The organism is Paraburkholderia adhaesiva (assembly GCF_021390575.1).
GTDB lineage: Bacteria > Pseudomonadota > Gammaproteobacteria > Burkholderiales > Burkholderiaceae > Paraburkholderia > Paraburkholderia adhaesiva.
Genome location: NZ_JAJEJQ010000002.1, coordinates 1,014,333 through 1,027,480, shown reverse-complemented (window position 1 = coordinate 1,027,480; position 13,148 = coordinate 1,014,333). Strand labels below are relative to the sequence as shown.

Genomic DNA, 13,148 nt, shown 5'->3' with positions numbered 1-13,148 from the left:
CGGGGGAACGGTTCAACCGCTCCCCCGCCAGCCGTTTTACCGAAAAAGAAGAAAGCGGGAAGGAAAAGCGATGCGCAAGCTTTATGCGGCGGCGTTGGGCGCCATTCTGTTAACACTGGCCGCTTGCGGCGGTGGAGGCGGCTCGTCACAGTCGTCTTCGTCGGGCGGCGGCACGGGGGGCGCGACGCCCGCGAGCACACTGAGCCCTGCTGCGCAGATCGGTGAGCAGGTGTTCTTCGACAAGACGCTGTCCGGCAACAAGAACATGGCCTGCGCCAGTTGCCACGATCCCGCGTTTGCCTACGGCCCGCCCAACAGTCTCTCGGTGCAGCTCGGCTCGGACGGGCTGGCACAGGGCCAGCGCGCGGTGCCTTCGCTGCGCTACAAGCAGGTCACGCCCGACTACAGCGACACCGCATCGAACCCTGACGGCATCACGGCCAACGCACCGGGCGGCGGCCTGATGTGGGACGGCCGTGCTGCCTCGCTGGCCGATCAGGCGGCCATGCCGCTGCTGAACCCGCTCGAAATGAACAACGCTTCGAAGGCCGTCGTGGTGCAGGCGGTGCAGAACTCCTCGTATGCCGCGCTCTTTAAGCAGGTGTACGGTCCGGCCGTTTTTGGCAATACCGATACGGCATTCGCGGACATTGGGCTCGCACTTCAGGCCTACCAGCAGGAAGATCCCGACTTCGCGCCCTATAGCAGCAAGTTCGATCTGTATTCGAACAACAAGATCGGCGGCACGCTGACGGCGGCTGAAATTCGCGGCATGAATCTCTTCAACAATACGGATTCCGGCGCCGGTTGCGTGGCCTGCCATTACATGGGCGCCAATTTCAACGGCTCGATCCGGTTGGGCACCGACTTCACGTACCAGGCGATCGGTGCGCCGCGCAACGATACGTCGATCCCAGGCAACCCGGATCCCATCCCGGCCAACCAGGACGCCAGCTATTACGACATGGGTCTGTGCGGCCCGATCAACGCCGGCACGTATACCGACCACACGCCCGGCACGGCATTGAGCGGCGCGGGACCGGATCCCTTCACGGGCACGATCAATCCCGATCCGTTCTGCGGCCGCTTCAAGGTTCCGACGCTGCGCAATATCGCATCACGCAACGCCTTCTTCCACAACGGCGTGTTTCATTCGCTGGAGCAGGTGATCCGCTTCTACAACACGCGCGACACGAACCCCGAGTACTGGTATCCGTCCACGGGCGGCGATTCGACCCAGGTCACGCACAACCCGACGTATGCCCTGCAACCGACCTACGCGGCCGGCGCGGTAGTGAACAAGTTCAACGACCTGCCCTCAACCTACCAAGGCAACATCGACGAGGAACTGCCGATGGGCCAGGGCCAGACCGCTGTGGGCGGCACCACGGCGATCAACGGCGCGATGCCGCGTGCCGTCCATGCGGCGCCGCAACTCTCCGACCAGGAAGTGCAGGACCTGGTGTGTTACCTGAATACCTTGAGCGACGGTTACCAGCCGCCCGCGACGCAGCCCACCACCGGTACCTGCGTGAACTAGGTTGCCCTTATTTATTTTCGACTGACTCTTTTCTGATGAAGCCATTTTCGAATACCGTCCGCGGCGCGGGCGTTGGCGTTACCTTGTCTGCGCTCGTCATGCTCGCCGGCTGCCACGGCAATCCGGCAGAGCCGAACGCGGCGAACTTCACGAAGACCATCAACACCTACCTGGCCGACCGCGGTCACCTGTGCGTGGCGAAATACGACTGGCCCATCCATGTGGCCGATCAGGACGCAGTACTCACGCATTCCCGCGATGCGGTCCAATTGCCGGTGATGGAAAAGCTGGGCCTCGTCAAGAGCAACGCCATGATGGTCGAACGTACCGGCGAGGACGGCATCAAGATCAGGGCGCCCGGACGCGAGTACGCGCTGACCGACGCAGGCCAGAAGTTCTACGTGCACAAGACGATGGTGGTGGCGATGCCCGGGAAGACGGTCACGCACGACGCCGACTTCTGTGTGGCCACGCTGACGCTCGATAAAGTGGTGGGCTGGGAGCCGCCCCAGACCCACGACGGCCAGACCAGGACCTCGGTGCTCTTCACCTACAAGATCGACCCGGCGCCTTTTGCGAGGGATCCTCAGTTCCAGCGCGTGTTCCCGATGGTCGCGCGCGTGATCGAAGGCGCCGGCACGATGCAACTGCGCGAGGGTGTGCGGTTGACCAAAGATGGCTGGGTGGCGGAAGAATATTTCGTTCGATGATCGTCGATTTCGCCAACGAAGTGCGCGACTGGATCGCGCAAAACCTGATGCGCGGCGTCCAGCCCGACGCCGTCGCGCGTTCGCTGATCGATAGCAAGGTCGAGCCCGATCTGGCTGTCGCCATGGTGCAGGCGGTGTCCAACGCGCTGCTTTATGGCGATCCCATGCCGGAAGGCAAGCTCACCCTCGGTGCACCGCCGCCTCAGTACGTGAGCGCTCCGAGTTCGATAGGCGATGCATCGGTGCTGGAGGTGAACGGACGCAAGGTGCCGGTGCTGGCGCGCCTGAAGCGGCCTCTCGTGGCGCTGCTCGGCAACGTCATCGATGCCGGTGAATGCCGACAGCTGATCGATTCGGCCCGCCCGAGACTCGAGGCCTCCACCATCACCGATCCCATTACCGGACTCGACCGCACGGCAGACCATCGCAACAGCTCGGGCATGTTTTTCCGGCGGGGCGAGACACCCCTCATAACACGGATCGAGCAGCGCGTTGCCGAGCTGACCGGCCATCCTGTCGAGAACGCCGAGGGCCTGCAGATCCTGCACTACCCCCAAGGCACGGAATGCGCCCCGCACTTCGACTTCCTGTTGCCCGCCAACGAGGCCAACAAGGCCTCGATCGCCCGCAGCGGACAGCGGGTGGCCACCATCATTATGTACTTGAACGAAGTGGACTCGGGCGGCGAGACGGGCTTTCCGCACGTAGGTTTCTCGGTGCTGCCGCGCCAGGGCCAGGCGCTTTTCTTCGAATACCGCAACGCGCAAGGGCGCACCGATCCGATGTCGCTGCATTCCGGCGCCAGGGTGCTTGCTGGCGAGAAATGGATCGCGGTCAAGTGGATCCGCGAACGCGAATTCGTTCCCGCTACGGCTTAGACGCGCTGCGGTAGCCGGCCTCGATGTCACGGCCGGTCACCGGATCCACCCATGCCACGCGCTCGAGCGCCGCCTCGAACATCGCCGCCGCGGCTCGCGCGTGTTGCAGTCTCACACGCGCAAGCTATAACTGAAGGGCAGTGCGGATAATCTCTGCGCCCTCAGCTCCCCCCATCTTGCGACGCGCCGCGCTGTGCCGCCCCCAGTTGCGTGGGCGCATGCCCGTGGAGTAGTCAGTTAACACGTTCGGCAGCCGGGCCATCGAGCCGGCATCCCGACTTTCTTTCGAATTCGCGAGACACGAGAGCGCGTGCCTCTCGCGTACCTCTCGCGCGCCGTCCGGTATCGCCGCAGGTGAGCGATGCGCGTAGTCGCGCACGGCGCGTCGAAGAAGGAGTGTGGAAATGAAGATCCGTTTGGCGCTGATCGCCTTGAGCCTCGCGGCCGTGGCCGGTGGGGCGCCCGGCACCGCGCATTCCAGGTCGAAGACCGAACCGGTAGCGGAAGAACAAGCCCGTCAGGCCATGACCCAGAATGCAGACATGTCGGCCCAGGCCACCACCGACATGTCGTACGGCGGTGCAGCCGACACACATGGCATGACCGGCACCCGCGTGTCGACCGGCCACATGCGCACAGGCAAGATGTGCTGGCCACACTCGACCTGCGAAGTACCTGCCGGCCAATGATTCGCGAGTCTATGGACCCGGCGGCTGCAACGATAAACAACGAAAAGACGCGCAGCCGCCGGGCCGGACGTCGTAACGAACGTACCGGCGCAGTCTATGACTGCAAGGCGCCCTGCAGCAAAGCTGGCACGCGCTGTAGCGGCGCGAGCAGCGCGGCGTCGAGTCCGTAGTTCGGACCGAGCGTCTGCGTGACATCGGCATAGTCCACGTGCGTGCGCCCTTCGTCATCCTCCCAGACCACGAGGCGCAGCGGTAATTCGAGTGCTGAATGCGGATTCGCGACCATCACCGGCGTGCCCGCCTTCGGATTGCCGAACAGGATGAGCCGCGTGCGGCGCAGTTCGAGCCCGACCTGTGTCGCCGCCTCGCGCTGGTCCACGTCGGCGAAAACAGTGGCACCTGCGGTCGCCAGCGCCGTCTTGAGCTTCGCGATGGTTGTGTCGAGGTCGTAGGCGCTCATGAGCGTCAAGACAGATGAGGGATGTGGCGCATGACCGGTCATGGCGAAGCTCCTTCATGCAGGCCGGCGTGTGCACGGCACGGGGTCGGACGAATCGCGCGGGTGCAAGGACGCCAGGCGGCGCATTGAACCAGACTGTAGACCAGAACGCGGGCGGCTGAATCCCGACTGGACGCGTCATCCGCTGGCGGATCGCGGCCCACGCGCAAATCCAGAGCTGCAGCGCTTTGCGCCGGACACTTCACGCGCATCCGCCCCCGATCCGTACCGCTACATACACTTAAAACCGTACCGGTACTGTACAGCATCCGGAAGATACACTGACCCGGCATCGTTACCCCGGAGTCTTGTGTCATGTCGCCCATATTGCTCAGCGCCCTGCCCGCCGGCATGCTTTACGTCGTCGCGACGTCGATCACGCCCGGTCCGAATAACACCATGCTGCTCGCGTCCGGTGTCAATTTCGGCTTTCGCCGCACCATACCGCACATGCTTGGCATCAGTGCCGGTGTCGTCGTGCTGATGTTGTCGGTTGGCTTCGGCCTCGGTGAAGCTCTCAAGCGCGTTCCGGTGCTCTATAACGTGCTGGAAGTCGCAAGCGTGGCGTATCTGCTTTATCTGGCGTGGAAGATCGGATCATCTGGAGAACTGAAGATGCGCGACGGCGAGCGTCGACCGATGCGTTTTCACGAAGCGATCGCGTTCCAGTGGGTCAATCCAAAAGCATGGATGATGGTGCTCACCGCCGCCACGACGATCCGGCTGTCCGCCGATTTCGGCGTCAACACGGTCCTCATGGCCACGTTGTTCTACGTGCTCGGCCTGCCGTGCATCTGTATATGGGCCGCCTTCGGCACCGGCGTGCGGGGCTTTCTCTCGAATCCGCTGCGGCTGCGCGCATTCAACATCGCAATGGCCGTGACGCTCGTCGTGTCGATGTATCCGCTTTTCGCGCATGTGACCGGTCTGTGATGCCGTTCAACGCACACGCGCGATAAACCGCCATAACGCTTCGTCCGTCGAATAAGGCGCGTTGAACCGGAACCACGCGCTGGCTTCGTCGTCGGGCCGGAAATACGAGCCTGGCGCAAGCCAGATGCCGTCGCGTAACGCTGCCGTCGCGATCGCGCCGGCACGCGCCTCTTCGACCGGAAGACGCGCCCAGACGAAAAGCCCGGCGCGCGGCCGGTGGAAGATCTCGAGACCGAGCGCATCGAGCCGCGCCTCCACGGTTTGATGCGCGTCCTTGAGACGCTCGTTCACGAGCTCGACATGGCGCGCATAGCGCCCTTCCAGCAGCACCTTGTCGACAATGCGCTCGATCGTCTCCGACGACGTGAGCCCCACCGCCATCTTCGCGCGCGCCAGTTCGCGCAGCACGTCGCGCTCGGCGACCACGTAGCCGCAGCGCAGCGAAGGCGTCACCGTCTTCGAGAACCCGCCGACATAGAGCACGCGCTGCAACCCTTCCATCGCGGCGAAGAGCGGCGCGCCCGCGCCCGCGAGTTCGCGGCTCACGTCGTCCTCGACCACCCACATCCGCTGGCGTTCGGCGATCTGCAACAGGCGAAACGCGTTCGCCATCGTGAACGTCGTGCCCGTGGGGTTTTGCAGCGTCGTGTTCACGAAGATCGCCTTGGGCTGATGGGCAGCGGCCTGGCGCTCCAGCGCCTCGATGTCGAGCCCGGCAGGCGTGCGCGGCACACCGTGGACCGAGAGACCGGCGAGCTTGAGAATCTGCAGGAGATTGCAGTACCCCGGGTCTTCCACGAGCACCGCATCGCCGGGACGCAGCAGCGTGCGCACGATGAGGTCGAGGCCCTGCGTGGCGCCCTGGGTCAGCAGTACGTTGCTCACCTCCACCGGCAGGCCGTGGCGGTCGAGCTGCGCGGCGATGCGTTCGCGCAGCGGCGCAAAACCATACGGATGGCCGTAATCGCCTAGACGCGCGGCCGGCACCCGGCTCATCGCGCGCAAGGCGTGGTGAAGGCCGGTTTCGTTGATCCACTCACCCGGCATCCAGCCGCAACCGGCCTTGATCGGCACAGAGTGATCCGCGTAGACGTCCGAGAGCAGCCAGGTCGCCGTGAGCGCGGGCGGCTGCCAGAGCGCCGGACTCGCGTGCGCGACCTGCGTACGCGCGGCTACGCGATAACCCGAACCACGCCGCGCGGTCACAAATCCCATCGAAACCAGACGGTTATAGGCCTCGGTAACTGTATAGGTCGAGAGGTCATGCGTTCGCGCGAGTTGGCGCACCGATGGCAGCAGCGCGCCCGCGCGCAGCGAATGGCCCTCGATCGCCCGGGCAAAAGCGCTCACGACTTGCTCGACGAGGGTGGAAGCCGCGTGGCGGCCGCGTTCCAGTTCGAATTCGATCATTAGGGATGGCCGCGCCAGCGGCGCGCAGCAACCAATACAGTTGACGGAAAAGGTCCAGCACGGTTATCAGCGCAGTATAGAGACTGTCTATGCCGCCGTTCAAGCCGGGACGCTACAGTTTCAGGTACCAACCTCAGGAGGAGACCGCATGACTTCGCGCCCCGTCATCGACGATCTGTCGTCGTTCTGGATGCCGTTCACGGCCAACCGCCAGTTCAAGGCAGCGCCGCGCCTGCTCGCCTCGGCCAAGGGCATGTATTACCGCACCACCGACGGCCGTGAACTGCTCGACGGCAGCGCGGGTCTGTGGTGCGTGAATGCGGGCCACGCGCGCGAGGAAATCGTCGCCGCGATCGCCCAGCAAGCCGGGACGCTCGACTACGCCCCGCCGTTCCAGATGGGCCATCCGCTCGCATTCGAAGCGGCGGCCCGAGTCACGGAGCTGATGCCCGCCGGACTCGACCGCATTTTCTTCACGAACTCGGGTTCCGAGTCGGTGGACACGGCGCTCAAGATTGCACTCGCCTACCACCGCGCGCGCGGCGAAGGCCAACGCACCAAGCTGATCGGCCGCGAGCGCGGCTATCACGGCGTGGGTTTTGGCGGCATTTCGGTCGGCGGCATCGTGTCCAACCGCAAGGCGTTCTCGGGGCAGTTGCTGCACGCGGTCGATCACCTGCCGCACACGCACGACCTCGAACACAACGCGTTCTCGAAGGGCCAGCCGGCCTTCGGCGCGCATCTCGCCGACGATCTCGAACGGCTCGTCACCCTGCACGACGCGTCGACGATTGCCGCCGTCATCGTCGAACCCGTAGCGGGCTCGACCGGTGTGCTGGTGCCGCCGCAAGGCTACCTGCAGCGCCTGCGCGAGATCTGCACGAAGCACGGCATCCTGCTGATTTTCGACGAGGTCATCACGGGCTTCGGGCGCCTCGGCAAAGCGACGGCCAGCGAGTATTTCGGCGTGACGCCCGACATTCTCACGATGGCAAAGGCAATCAACAATGCCGCCGTGCCGATGGGCGGCGTCGCTGCAAGCCGCACGGTCCACGACACGATCGTGAACAGCGGCGCACCCGGCGCGATCGAACTCTTTCACGGCTACACGTACTCGGCGCACCCGCTCGCCGCGGCGGCCTGCGTGGCAACGCTCGACCTGTACCGCCGCGAAGGCCTGTTCGAGCGCGCTCACGCCCTTGCGCCGAAATTCGAAGCGGCCGCGCATGCGCTGCGCGACGCGAAGTATGTGAAAGACATTCGCAACCTCGGCCTCGTCTGCGGCATCGAGCTCGAATCGCGCAGCGGCGCGCCGGGCGCGCGAGCTTACGAAGCGTTCCTCAAGTGCTTCGAGGCGGGCGTGCTGATCCGCTTCACCGGCGATATCCTCGCGTTCTCACCCCCGCTGATCGTGAGCGAAGAGCAGATCGAGCGTATCTTCGACACCGTGCGCAACGCGCTCGCCGCCGTGCAGTAACGCGGTGCAGCGCGCAAACGGCGACGACGCGCAGACGTCACGCCGATCCCAAAACGGCCCGGAAACGGGCCGTTTTCGCTGCATCGCTGGGTTCGCGGCTACGGTTCCCGCCCGAATTCTTATTCAAGGGAGAAGCGCAACGCGCGCCAACGGCGTATCGTTAGACCACTAACGATGCAATGCCGCCCTGATGCGGCTCGTGGAGGAAGTCGAATGAAATCGCCGATCCGCGTAGGGACGCACATCGAAGGCGTCCATTGGGTAGCCGAGTATTTACAGAGCACGGGCGCAATCCGCGTGTTTCGCGATGGCCAGGAAATCGAGACGTTCGACGCGCCGGCTTCAATGTTCGGCGAAGAACGCGAAGCGGGCTCGGCCAGCGACGCCGCCAGCCGCGCCGAAGAAGCCGCCCTGCTCGCCACGCTGCGTCGCTATGTGGCTGAGGGCGAGCCGGAAGAGTGAACGACAACGGACGCGGGTCGCAGACCCGGCGCCTGTCGAACGCGGGTCGCGCGTCCGACGTACCTGAATCGAACGCCGGGCATCGAATCGTACGTACCCCGCAAGCGCTCAGGCCTGCGCACCATCCTCTTCCGCGAAGACGCGCTCGGCGAGGTGGAACGCCGAGTTCGCCGCCGGCACGCCGCAATAGATCGCCGTCTGCAGCAGCACTTCCTTGATTTCTTCGCGCGAGACGCCGTTGTTCTTCGCGGCGCGCAGATGCAGCGCGAGTTCTTCGCTGCGGTTGAGCGCGACCATCATCGCGATCGTGAGCAAACTGCGCGTGTGACGCGGCAAACCTTCGCGCGTCCAGATCTCGCCCCACGCGTATCGCGTGATGAGTTGCTGGAATTCCCCGGTGAGTTCAGTGCGGTTCGCGATGGAACGATCGACGTGCGCATCGCCCAGCACCGCGCGCCGCACGCCGAGGCCCGCCTCGTAACGTTCGTCTTCGGTCATCGTGCCTCCAGCAGGAAATCGACCACGGTCTGCGTGAATGCGCCGGCCAGTTCGACGTTCGAGATGTGCGCCGCATCGAGCTCGACGTAGCGCGCGCCCGGTACGGACGCCGCGAGTTCGCGTCCTTGCGCGGGCGTTGCGGCGAGATCATGCGTGCCGGAGATTACGAGCGTCGGTGCCGTGATCGAGCCAGTCTCGCCGCGCAGGTCGGCGGCGTTGAGGGCGTCACAGTTCGACGCGTAGCCCTCGGCGTCGGTATGCACGAACACGTCGCGCACCTGCGCGAGCACAAGCGGATTGCGCTCGACGAACTGTGTCGTATACCAACGCGCCAACACCGAATCGGCGAGCGCAAGCATGCCTTCGTTGCGCGCGCGTGCCGCACGCGGCCCCCACACCTCGGGCGAGCCGATCTTCGCAGCCGTGTTGCACAGCACGAGGCGGTCGATTCGGCTCGCAAAGCGCGCGCCGAGACCCACGCCGGTCAGGCCGCCCATCGACAGACCCGCGAAGTGCGCGCGCTCGATGCCGAGATGATCGAAGAGGCCGATTACATCGAGCGTCAACTGCTCGATCGTGTACGAGCCCGGCGGCACATCCGAATGGCCGTGGCCGCGCGTGTCGTAGCGCAGTACGCGAAAGTGCTTCGAAAACGCGGCGAGCTGCGGCGTCCACATCGACACGTCGCTGCCGAGCGAATTCGACAGGACCAGCCACGGCGCCTTGACGTTCGCCGCTCCGTCGACGCGGTAGAACAGCTTCGTGCCGTTGACGGCGGCATAGGGCATGCGAATTACTCCTCGTGAGTCTGTAATGAAGAAGTTGCCACGGATTGCGCGTACGACGCGAGCACCGCGTCAACGAACGCTTGCGCCTCACCCGTGTAGTGCGCAGGATCGAGCAGCGCCGCGAGACGCGCGGCGTCGATGTGCTTCGTGACAGCAGGTTCGTCCGCCAGCACCTCGTGAAGCGTGCGGCCAGTCTGCACGGCTTTCTTCGACGCTTGTTCGACGAGATGATGCGCGTCGAGCCGGCCAATGCTGTCGCCGAGCGCGAGCATGACGGCCTCGCCGAGAATCAGGCCGTGCGTAGCGTCGAGATTCGCTGCGAGCCGCTCGGGATTTACCTCGAGCCCCGCAGTAATCTGTTCGATATGCGCGAGCGCACCGCCCGCGAGACGCGCGAGATCGGGCAACGCGTCCCACTCGGCCTGCCAGCCGCCGAGCGCGCGTTCGTGCTCCTGCACCATGCCCGCGAAAACGGTTGCGACGAGCCCTGGCGCACGCGTCGCCGCAGTGAGCACGGCGGCGCAGCCGACGGGATTGCGCTTGTGCGGCATCGTCGAAGAACCGCCCTTGCCCGCCGCCGCGGGTTCGGCCAGTTCGCCGATTTCGGTCTGCATCTGCAGCGAGATATCGCGCGCGATCTTGCCAAGCGTGCCGATCAGCATGCCGAAGAACGAAGCGGCTTCGGCGATGCGATCGCGCTGCGTGTGCCACGGCAGCGTGGGCTGGGCGAGCGCCAGCGCCTTCGCCAGCGACGCACTGACGTCCGGCCCCGCATCGCGCAGGCTGGCGAGCGTGCCCGCCGCCCCGCCGAATTGCAGCACAAGCGCGCGTTCGCGCAGCGCCGCGAGACGCTCGCGGTGGCGCAGCATGGCGTCGAGCCATTGCGCGAACTTCAGGCCCAGCGTGATCGGCAACGCCTGCTGAAGCCAGGTGCGGCCCACGGCGGGCGTCGCACGATGTGTGCGTGCGAGCGCCGCGAGCGTGGTGCACAGCGCATCGAGTCCGCCCTCGATCAAGTCGAGGGCGTCGCGCAATTGCAGCACCGTCGCGGTATCGATGATGTCCTGGCTCGTTGCGCCCCAATGCACGTATTTCGATGCTACGGGATCGGCGGCTTTGACGCGCGCGGTTAACTGCTTGACGAGTGGAATCGCCAGATTGCCGCCCAGTGCCGCATCGCGCGCGAGCGCTTCGGCGTCGAGCTGCTCCGCGTCACACGCGGCAACGATGGCAGGCACCGCGGCTTGCGGAATCACGCCGTGCGCCGCCGACGCGCACGCGAGCGCCGCTTCCACATCGAGCATGCGCTGCAGCGTGGCACGCGACGACCAGACGGCGTTCATCGGCTCGGTTGCGCAGATCAGGCTCGTCAGGCGTTCGGTCATGGTGCTAGAGCAAGGAGGAAAAGGTCATGCGTAGAAACGTGCGCGGTGCGGCGCTCGCGACGCGAGCCGTTCGATATCGTGCCGTGCGGGCGTTCACGCCGCACACGCGGCCTGCGTGGCATCGATGAGCGGCACGCCAGCCAGCTTCTGAAGTTCGTCGAAGCCGATATCCGAATAGATCTCGCGCACGGCAAGTCCGTCGGGCGTCACATCGAACACAGCGACGTCGGTATATACGCGATCCACGCAATTCACGCCGGTCACTGGATACGAACACTCAGCGACAAGCTTGCTTTCGCCCTGCTTCGTGAGCAGTTCCATCATGACGAATACCTGCTTGGCGCCGATCGCGAGATCCATCGCGCCGCCCACGGCGGGAATGGCATCCGGTGCGCCAGTATGCCAGTTCGCGAGATCGCCGTTCGCCGAAACCTGGAACGCGCCAAGCACGCAATAGTCGAGATGACCGCCGCGCATCATCGCAAACGAATCCGCGTGATGGAAAAAAGCACCACCCGTGAGCAGTGTGACGTGCTGTTTGCCAGCGTTGATCAGTTCGTCGTCCTCCTCGCCGGGCGCAGGTGCGGGGCCCATGCCGAGCACGCCGTTTTCGCTGTGAAGGAAAATTTCCCTGGCGGGATCGAGATGGTTGGCCACCAGCGTCGGCACGCCGATGCCGAGATTCACATACGCGCCCTCGGGGATATCCTGGGCCACGCGCTGGGCCATCTCGTCGCGATTCAACCGGGTCATTGCTTGTCCCCGCAGGCTGCCTGAATGTTTTGCTGCACCTGATGCGCCGCCTGCGGCACCTCGATCACGCGCTGCACGAAAATTCCCGGCGTCACGATCACTTCGGGATCGAATTCGCCGAGCGGCACGACTTCCGACACCTGGGCAATCGCGACCCTTGCCGCACTCGCCATGATCGGGCCGAAGTTGCGCGCCGTCTTGCGATAGACGAGGTTGCCCCAGCGATCGCCCTTGTACGCTTTGATGAGCGCGAAATCGGCATGGAGCGGCGACTCGAGCACGTACTGGCGGCCGTCGATCAGGCGCGTCTCTTTGCCCTCAGCCAGCTTCGTGCCGTAACCCGTGGGGGTGAAAAAGCCCCCGATGCCCGCGCCCGCAGCACGAATGCGTTCGGCCAGATTGCCCTGTGGCACGAGTTCGAGTTCGATTTCGCCCGCACGGTAAAGCGCATCGAATACGTGGGAATCGGCCTGGCGAGGAAACGAACAAACAATCTTGCGGACGCGTTTCGCCTTGAGCAGCGCGGCCAGTCCGATGTCGCCGTTGCCGGCGTTGTTGTTGACGATGGTGAGATCGCGCGCACCCTGCTCGATAAGCGCGTCGATCAGTTCGGACGGCATACCGGCCGTGCCGAAACCGCCAATCATCACCGTGGCGCCGTCGCGCACATCGGCGACGGCCGCTTGAAGCGACTCGAAAATCTTGTTGATCATGCCTCTTCCCGAAAGCGACGAACTCGACAGCAGAGGTCTGCCGTTCGATGGCGGAAAGTTCTATGTACGAACACGTATTCGTTTAAAGAACTTTTCGCGAATTATCGGAGTCGTCCCCGCGGGCTGTCAAGGTGGCATCACCCTGAGGCGAAAGGCAATCCTGGAAGCGTCCACGTAAGGGACCCTAAATATATGAATACTTTCGTTATTTGACGCCGGCTGACGCGGATCATCGGTTGCTTACTCGCGCGCTTGCCAAGGCGTGCCCCCGGGCAGTTACAGTCGATTTCATGGGGTACCGGCTCAGGCCTGTTCTTGCGCCGTCCAACCGGACTGCAGCGGCGGAACGGCTCAACGACGCTCTCGCAGCACGACCAACGTAAATTAACCGGCGCCCGACGAACCCGCACAAA

14 protein-coding genes are annotated in these 13,148 nt (G+C 64.5%); 7 read left to right on the top strand and 7 right to left on the bottom strand.

Annotation, left to right across the window (positions count from 1 at the left end; all coding sequences use genetic code 11):
• The first annotated feature begins 70 nt into the window (after window positions 1-70).
• The 4 genes from L0U80_RS20240 (at window position 71) to L0U80_RS20225 (ending at window position 3,817) form a co-directional block, all read left to right on the top strand.
• Window positions 71-1,540 (top strand): cytochrome-c peroxidase, encoded by a 1,470-nt coding sequence (locus tag L0U80_RS20240; protein WP_233869058.1) that lies wholly within the window; start codon window positions 71-73, stop codon window positions 1,538-1,540.
• A gap of 35 nt (window positions 1,541-1,575) precedes the next feature.
• The gene (locus L0U80_RS20235; protein WP_233869055.1) at window positions 1,576-2,250 is read left to right on the top strand and encodes an SEN1982 family lipoprotein; all 675 of its coding nucleotides are present in this window, start codon (window positions 1,576-1,578) and stop codon (window positions 2,248-2,250) included.
• Window positions 2,247-3,128: a 2OG-Fe(II) oxygenase gene (locus L0U80_RS20230; protein WP_233869052.1), complete on the top strand. Its 882-nt coding sequence runs from the start codon at window positions 2,247-2,249 to the stop codon at window positions 3,126-3,128. The genes L0U80_RS20235 and L0U80_RS20230 overlap by 4 nt, the downstream gene beginning before the upstream one ends.
• A 404-nt stretch (window positions 3,129-3,532) precedes the next feature.
• The gene (locus tag L0U80_RS20225) at window positions 3,533-3,817 is read left to right on the top strand and encodes a hypothetical protein (RefSeq protein ID WP_233869036.1); all 285 of its coding nucleotides are present in this window, start codon (window positions 3,533-3,535) and stop codon (window positions 3,815-3,817) included.
• 94 nt (window positions 3,818-3,911) lie between these two features.
• Here L0U80_RS20225 and L0U80_RS20220 read toward each other — a convergent pair whose 3' ends face one another.
• Entirely contained in the window at window positions 3,912-4,319 is a 408-nt protein-coding gene (locus L0U80_RS20220) for a DUF302 domain-containing protein (protein ID WP_233869033.1), read from the bottom strand.
• Between the two features lie 312 nt (window positions 4,320-4,631).
• On the opposite strand from L0U80_RS20220, the gene L0U80_RS20215 reads away from it, so the two are divergent.
• Window positions 4,632-5,249 (top strand): LysE family translocator, encoded by a 618-nt coding sequence (locus tag L0U80_RS20215; protein ID WP_233869030.1) that lies wholly within the window; start codon window positions 4,632-4,634, stop codon window positions 5,247-5,249.
• Between the two features lie 6 nt (window positions 5,250-5,255).
• Here L0U80_RS20215 and L0U80_RS20210 read toward each other — a convergent pair whose 3' ends face one another.
• Window positions 5,256-6,659 (bottom strand): aminotransferase-like domain-containing protein, encoded by a 1,404-nt coding sequence (locus L0U80_RS20210; RefSeq protein ID WP_233869027.1) that lies wholly within the window; start codon window positions 6,657-6,659, stop codon window positions 5,256-5,258.
• 148 nt (window positions 6,660-6,807) lie between these two features.
• On the opposite strand from L0U80_RS20210, the gene aptA reads away from it, so the two are divergent.
• Together aptA and L0U80_RS20200 are read left to right on the top strand one after the other, a co-directional pair.
• Window positions 6,808-8,136, top strand: a complete 1,329-nt coding sequence (aptA, locus tag L0U80_RS20205; RefSeq protein WP_233869024.1) for an omega-aminotransferase AptA — start codon at window positions 6,808-6,810, stop codon at window positions 8,134-8,136.
• A gap of 213 nt (window positions 8,137-8,349) precedes the next feature.
• Window positions 8,350-8,598 (top strand): hypothetical protein, encoded by a 249-nt coding sequence (locus tag L0U80_RS20200; RefSeq protein ID WP_233869021.1) that lies wholly within the window; start codon window positions 8,350-8,352, stop codon window positions 8,596-8,598.
• A gap of 108 nt (window positions 8,599-8,706) precedes the next feature.
• Here the strand turns inward: L0U80_RS20200 and pcaC are convergent, their stop codons facing one another.
• The 5 genes from pcaC to L0U80_RS20175 all read right to left on the bottom strand — a co-directional run bounded on the left by pcaC (window position 8,707) and on the right by L0U80_RS20175 (window position 12,735).
• Complete coding sequence (pcaC, locus tag L0U80_RS20195; RefSeq protein WP_233869018.1) at window positions 8,707-9,096, bottom strand: 4-carboxymuconolactone decarboxylase; 390 nt, start codon at window positions 9,094-9,096, stop codon at window positions 8,707-8,709.
• The gene (gene pcaD / locus L0U80_RS20190; protein ID WP_233869015.1) at window positions 9,093-9,884 is read right to left on the bottom strand and encodes a 3-oxoadipate enol-lactonase; all 792 of its coding nucleotides are present in this window, start codon (window positions 9,882-9,884) and stop codon (window positions 9,093-9,095) included. Before pcaD ends, pcaC begins: the two co-directional genes overlap by 4 nt.
• 5 nt (window positions 9,885-9,889) lie before the next feature.
• Window positions 9,890-11,269, bottom strand: coding sequence for a 3-carboxy-cis,cis-muconate cycloisomerase (locus L0U80_RS20185; RefSeq protein WP_233869012.1), 1,380 nt, complete (start codon window positions 11,267-11,269; stop codon window positions 9,890-9,892).
• A 93-nt stretch (window positions 11,270-11,362) separates the two neighbouring features.
• Window positions 11,363-12,022, bottom strand: coding sequence for a 3-oxoacid CoA-transferase subunit B (locus L0U80_RS20180; RefSeq protein WP_233869009.1), 660 nt, complete (start codon window positions 12,020-12,022; stop codon window positions 11,363-11,365).
• The gene (locus L0U80_RS20175) at window positions 12,019-12,735 is read right to left on the bottom strand and encodes a 3-oxoacid CoA-transferase subunit A (protein WP_233869006.1); all 717 of its coding nucleotides are present in this window, start codon (window positions 12,733-12,735) and stop codon (window positions 12,019-12,021) included. Before L0U80_RS20175 ends, L0U80_RS20180 begins: the two co-directional genes overlap by 4 nt.
• Window positions 12,736-13,148: the final 413 nt, after the last annotated feature.

Excerpts from the sequence above, each read along its gene's own strand:
- L0U80_RS20240 (WP_233869058.1), top strand. The coding sequence starts at position 71 with ATGCGCAAGCTTTATGCGGCGGCGTTGGGCGCCATTCTGTTAACACTG.
- L0U80_RS20235 (WP_233869055.1), top strand. The coding sequence starts at position 1,576 with ATGAAGCCATTTTCGAATACCGTCCGCGGCGCGGGCGTTGGCGTTACC.
- L0U80_RS20230 (WP_233869052.1), top strand. The coding sequence starts at position 2,247 with ATGATCGTCGATTTCGCCAACGAAGTGCGCGACTGGATCGCGCAAAAC.
- L0U80_RS20225 (WP_233869036.1), top strand. The coding sequence starts at position 3,533 with ATGAAGATCCGTTTGGCGCTGATCGCCTTGAGCCTCGCGGCCGTGGCC.
- L0U80_RS20220 (WP_233869033.1), bottom strand. The coding sequence starts at position 4,319 with ATGACCGGTCATGCGCCACATCCCTCATCTGTCTTGACGCTCATGAGC.
- L0U80_RS20215 (WP_233869030.1), top strand. The coding sequence starts at position 4,632 with ATGTCGCCCATATTGCTCAGCGCCCTGCCCGCCGGCATGCTTTACGTC.
- L0U80_RS20210 (WP_233869027.1), bottom strand. The coding sequence starts at position 6,659 with ATGATCGAATTCGAACTGGAACGCGGCCGCCACGCGGCTTCCACCCTC.
- aptA (WP_233869024.1), top strand. The coding sequence starts at position 6,808 with ATGACTTCGCGCCCCGTCATCGACGATCTGTCGTCGTTCTGGATGCCG.
- L0U80_RS20200 (WP_233869021.1), top strand. The coding sequence starts at position 8,350 with ATGAAATCGCCGATCCGCGTAGGGACGCACATCGAAGGCGTCCATTGG.
- pcaC (WP_233869018.1), bottom strand. The coding sequence starts at position 9,096 with ATGACCGAAGACGAACGTTACGAGGCGGGCCTCGGCGTGCGGCGCGCG.
- pcaD (WP_233869015.1), bottom strand. The coding sequence starts at position 9,884 with ATGCCCTATGCCGCCGTCAACGGCACGAAGCTGTTCTACCGCGTCGAC.
- L0U80_RS20185 (WP_233869012.1), bottom strand. The coding sequence starts at position 11,269 with ATGACCGAACGCCTGACGAGCCTGATCTGCGCAACCGAGCCGATGAAC.
- L0U80_RS20180 (WP_233869009.1), bottom strand. The coding sequence starts at position 12,022 with ATGACCCGGTTGAATCGCGACGAGATGGCCCAGCGCGTGGCCCAGGAT.
- L0U80_RS20175 (WP_233869006.1), bottom strand. The coding sequence starts at position 12,735 with ATGATCAACAAGATTTTCGAGTCGCTTCAAGCGGCCGTCGCCGATGTG.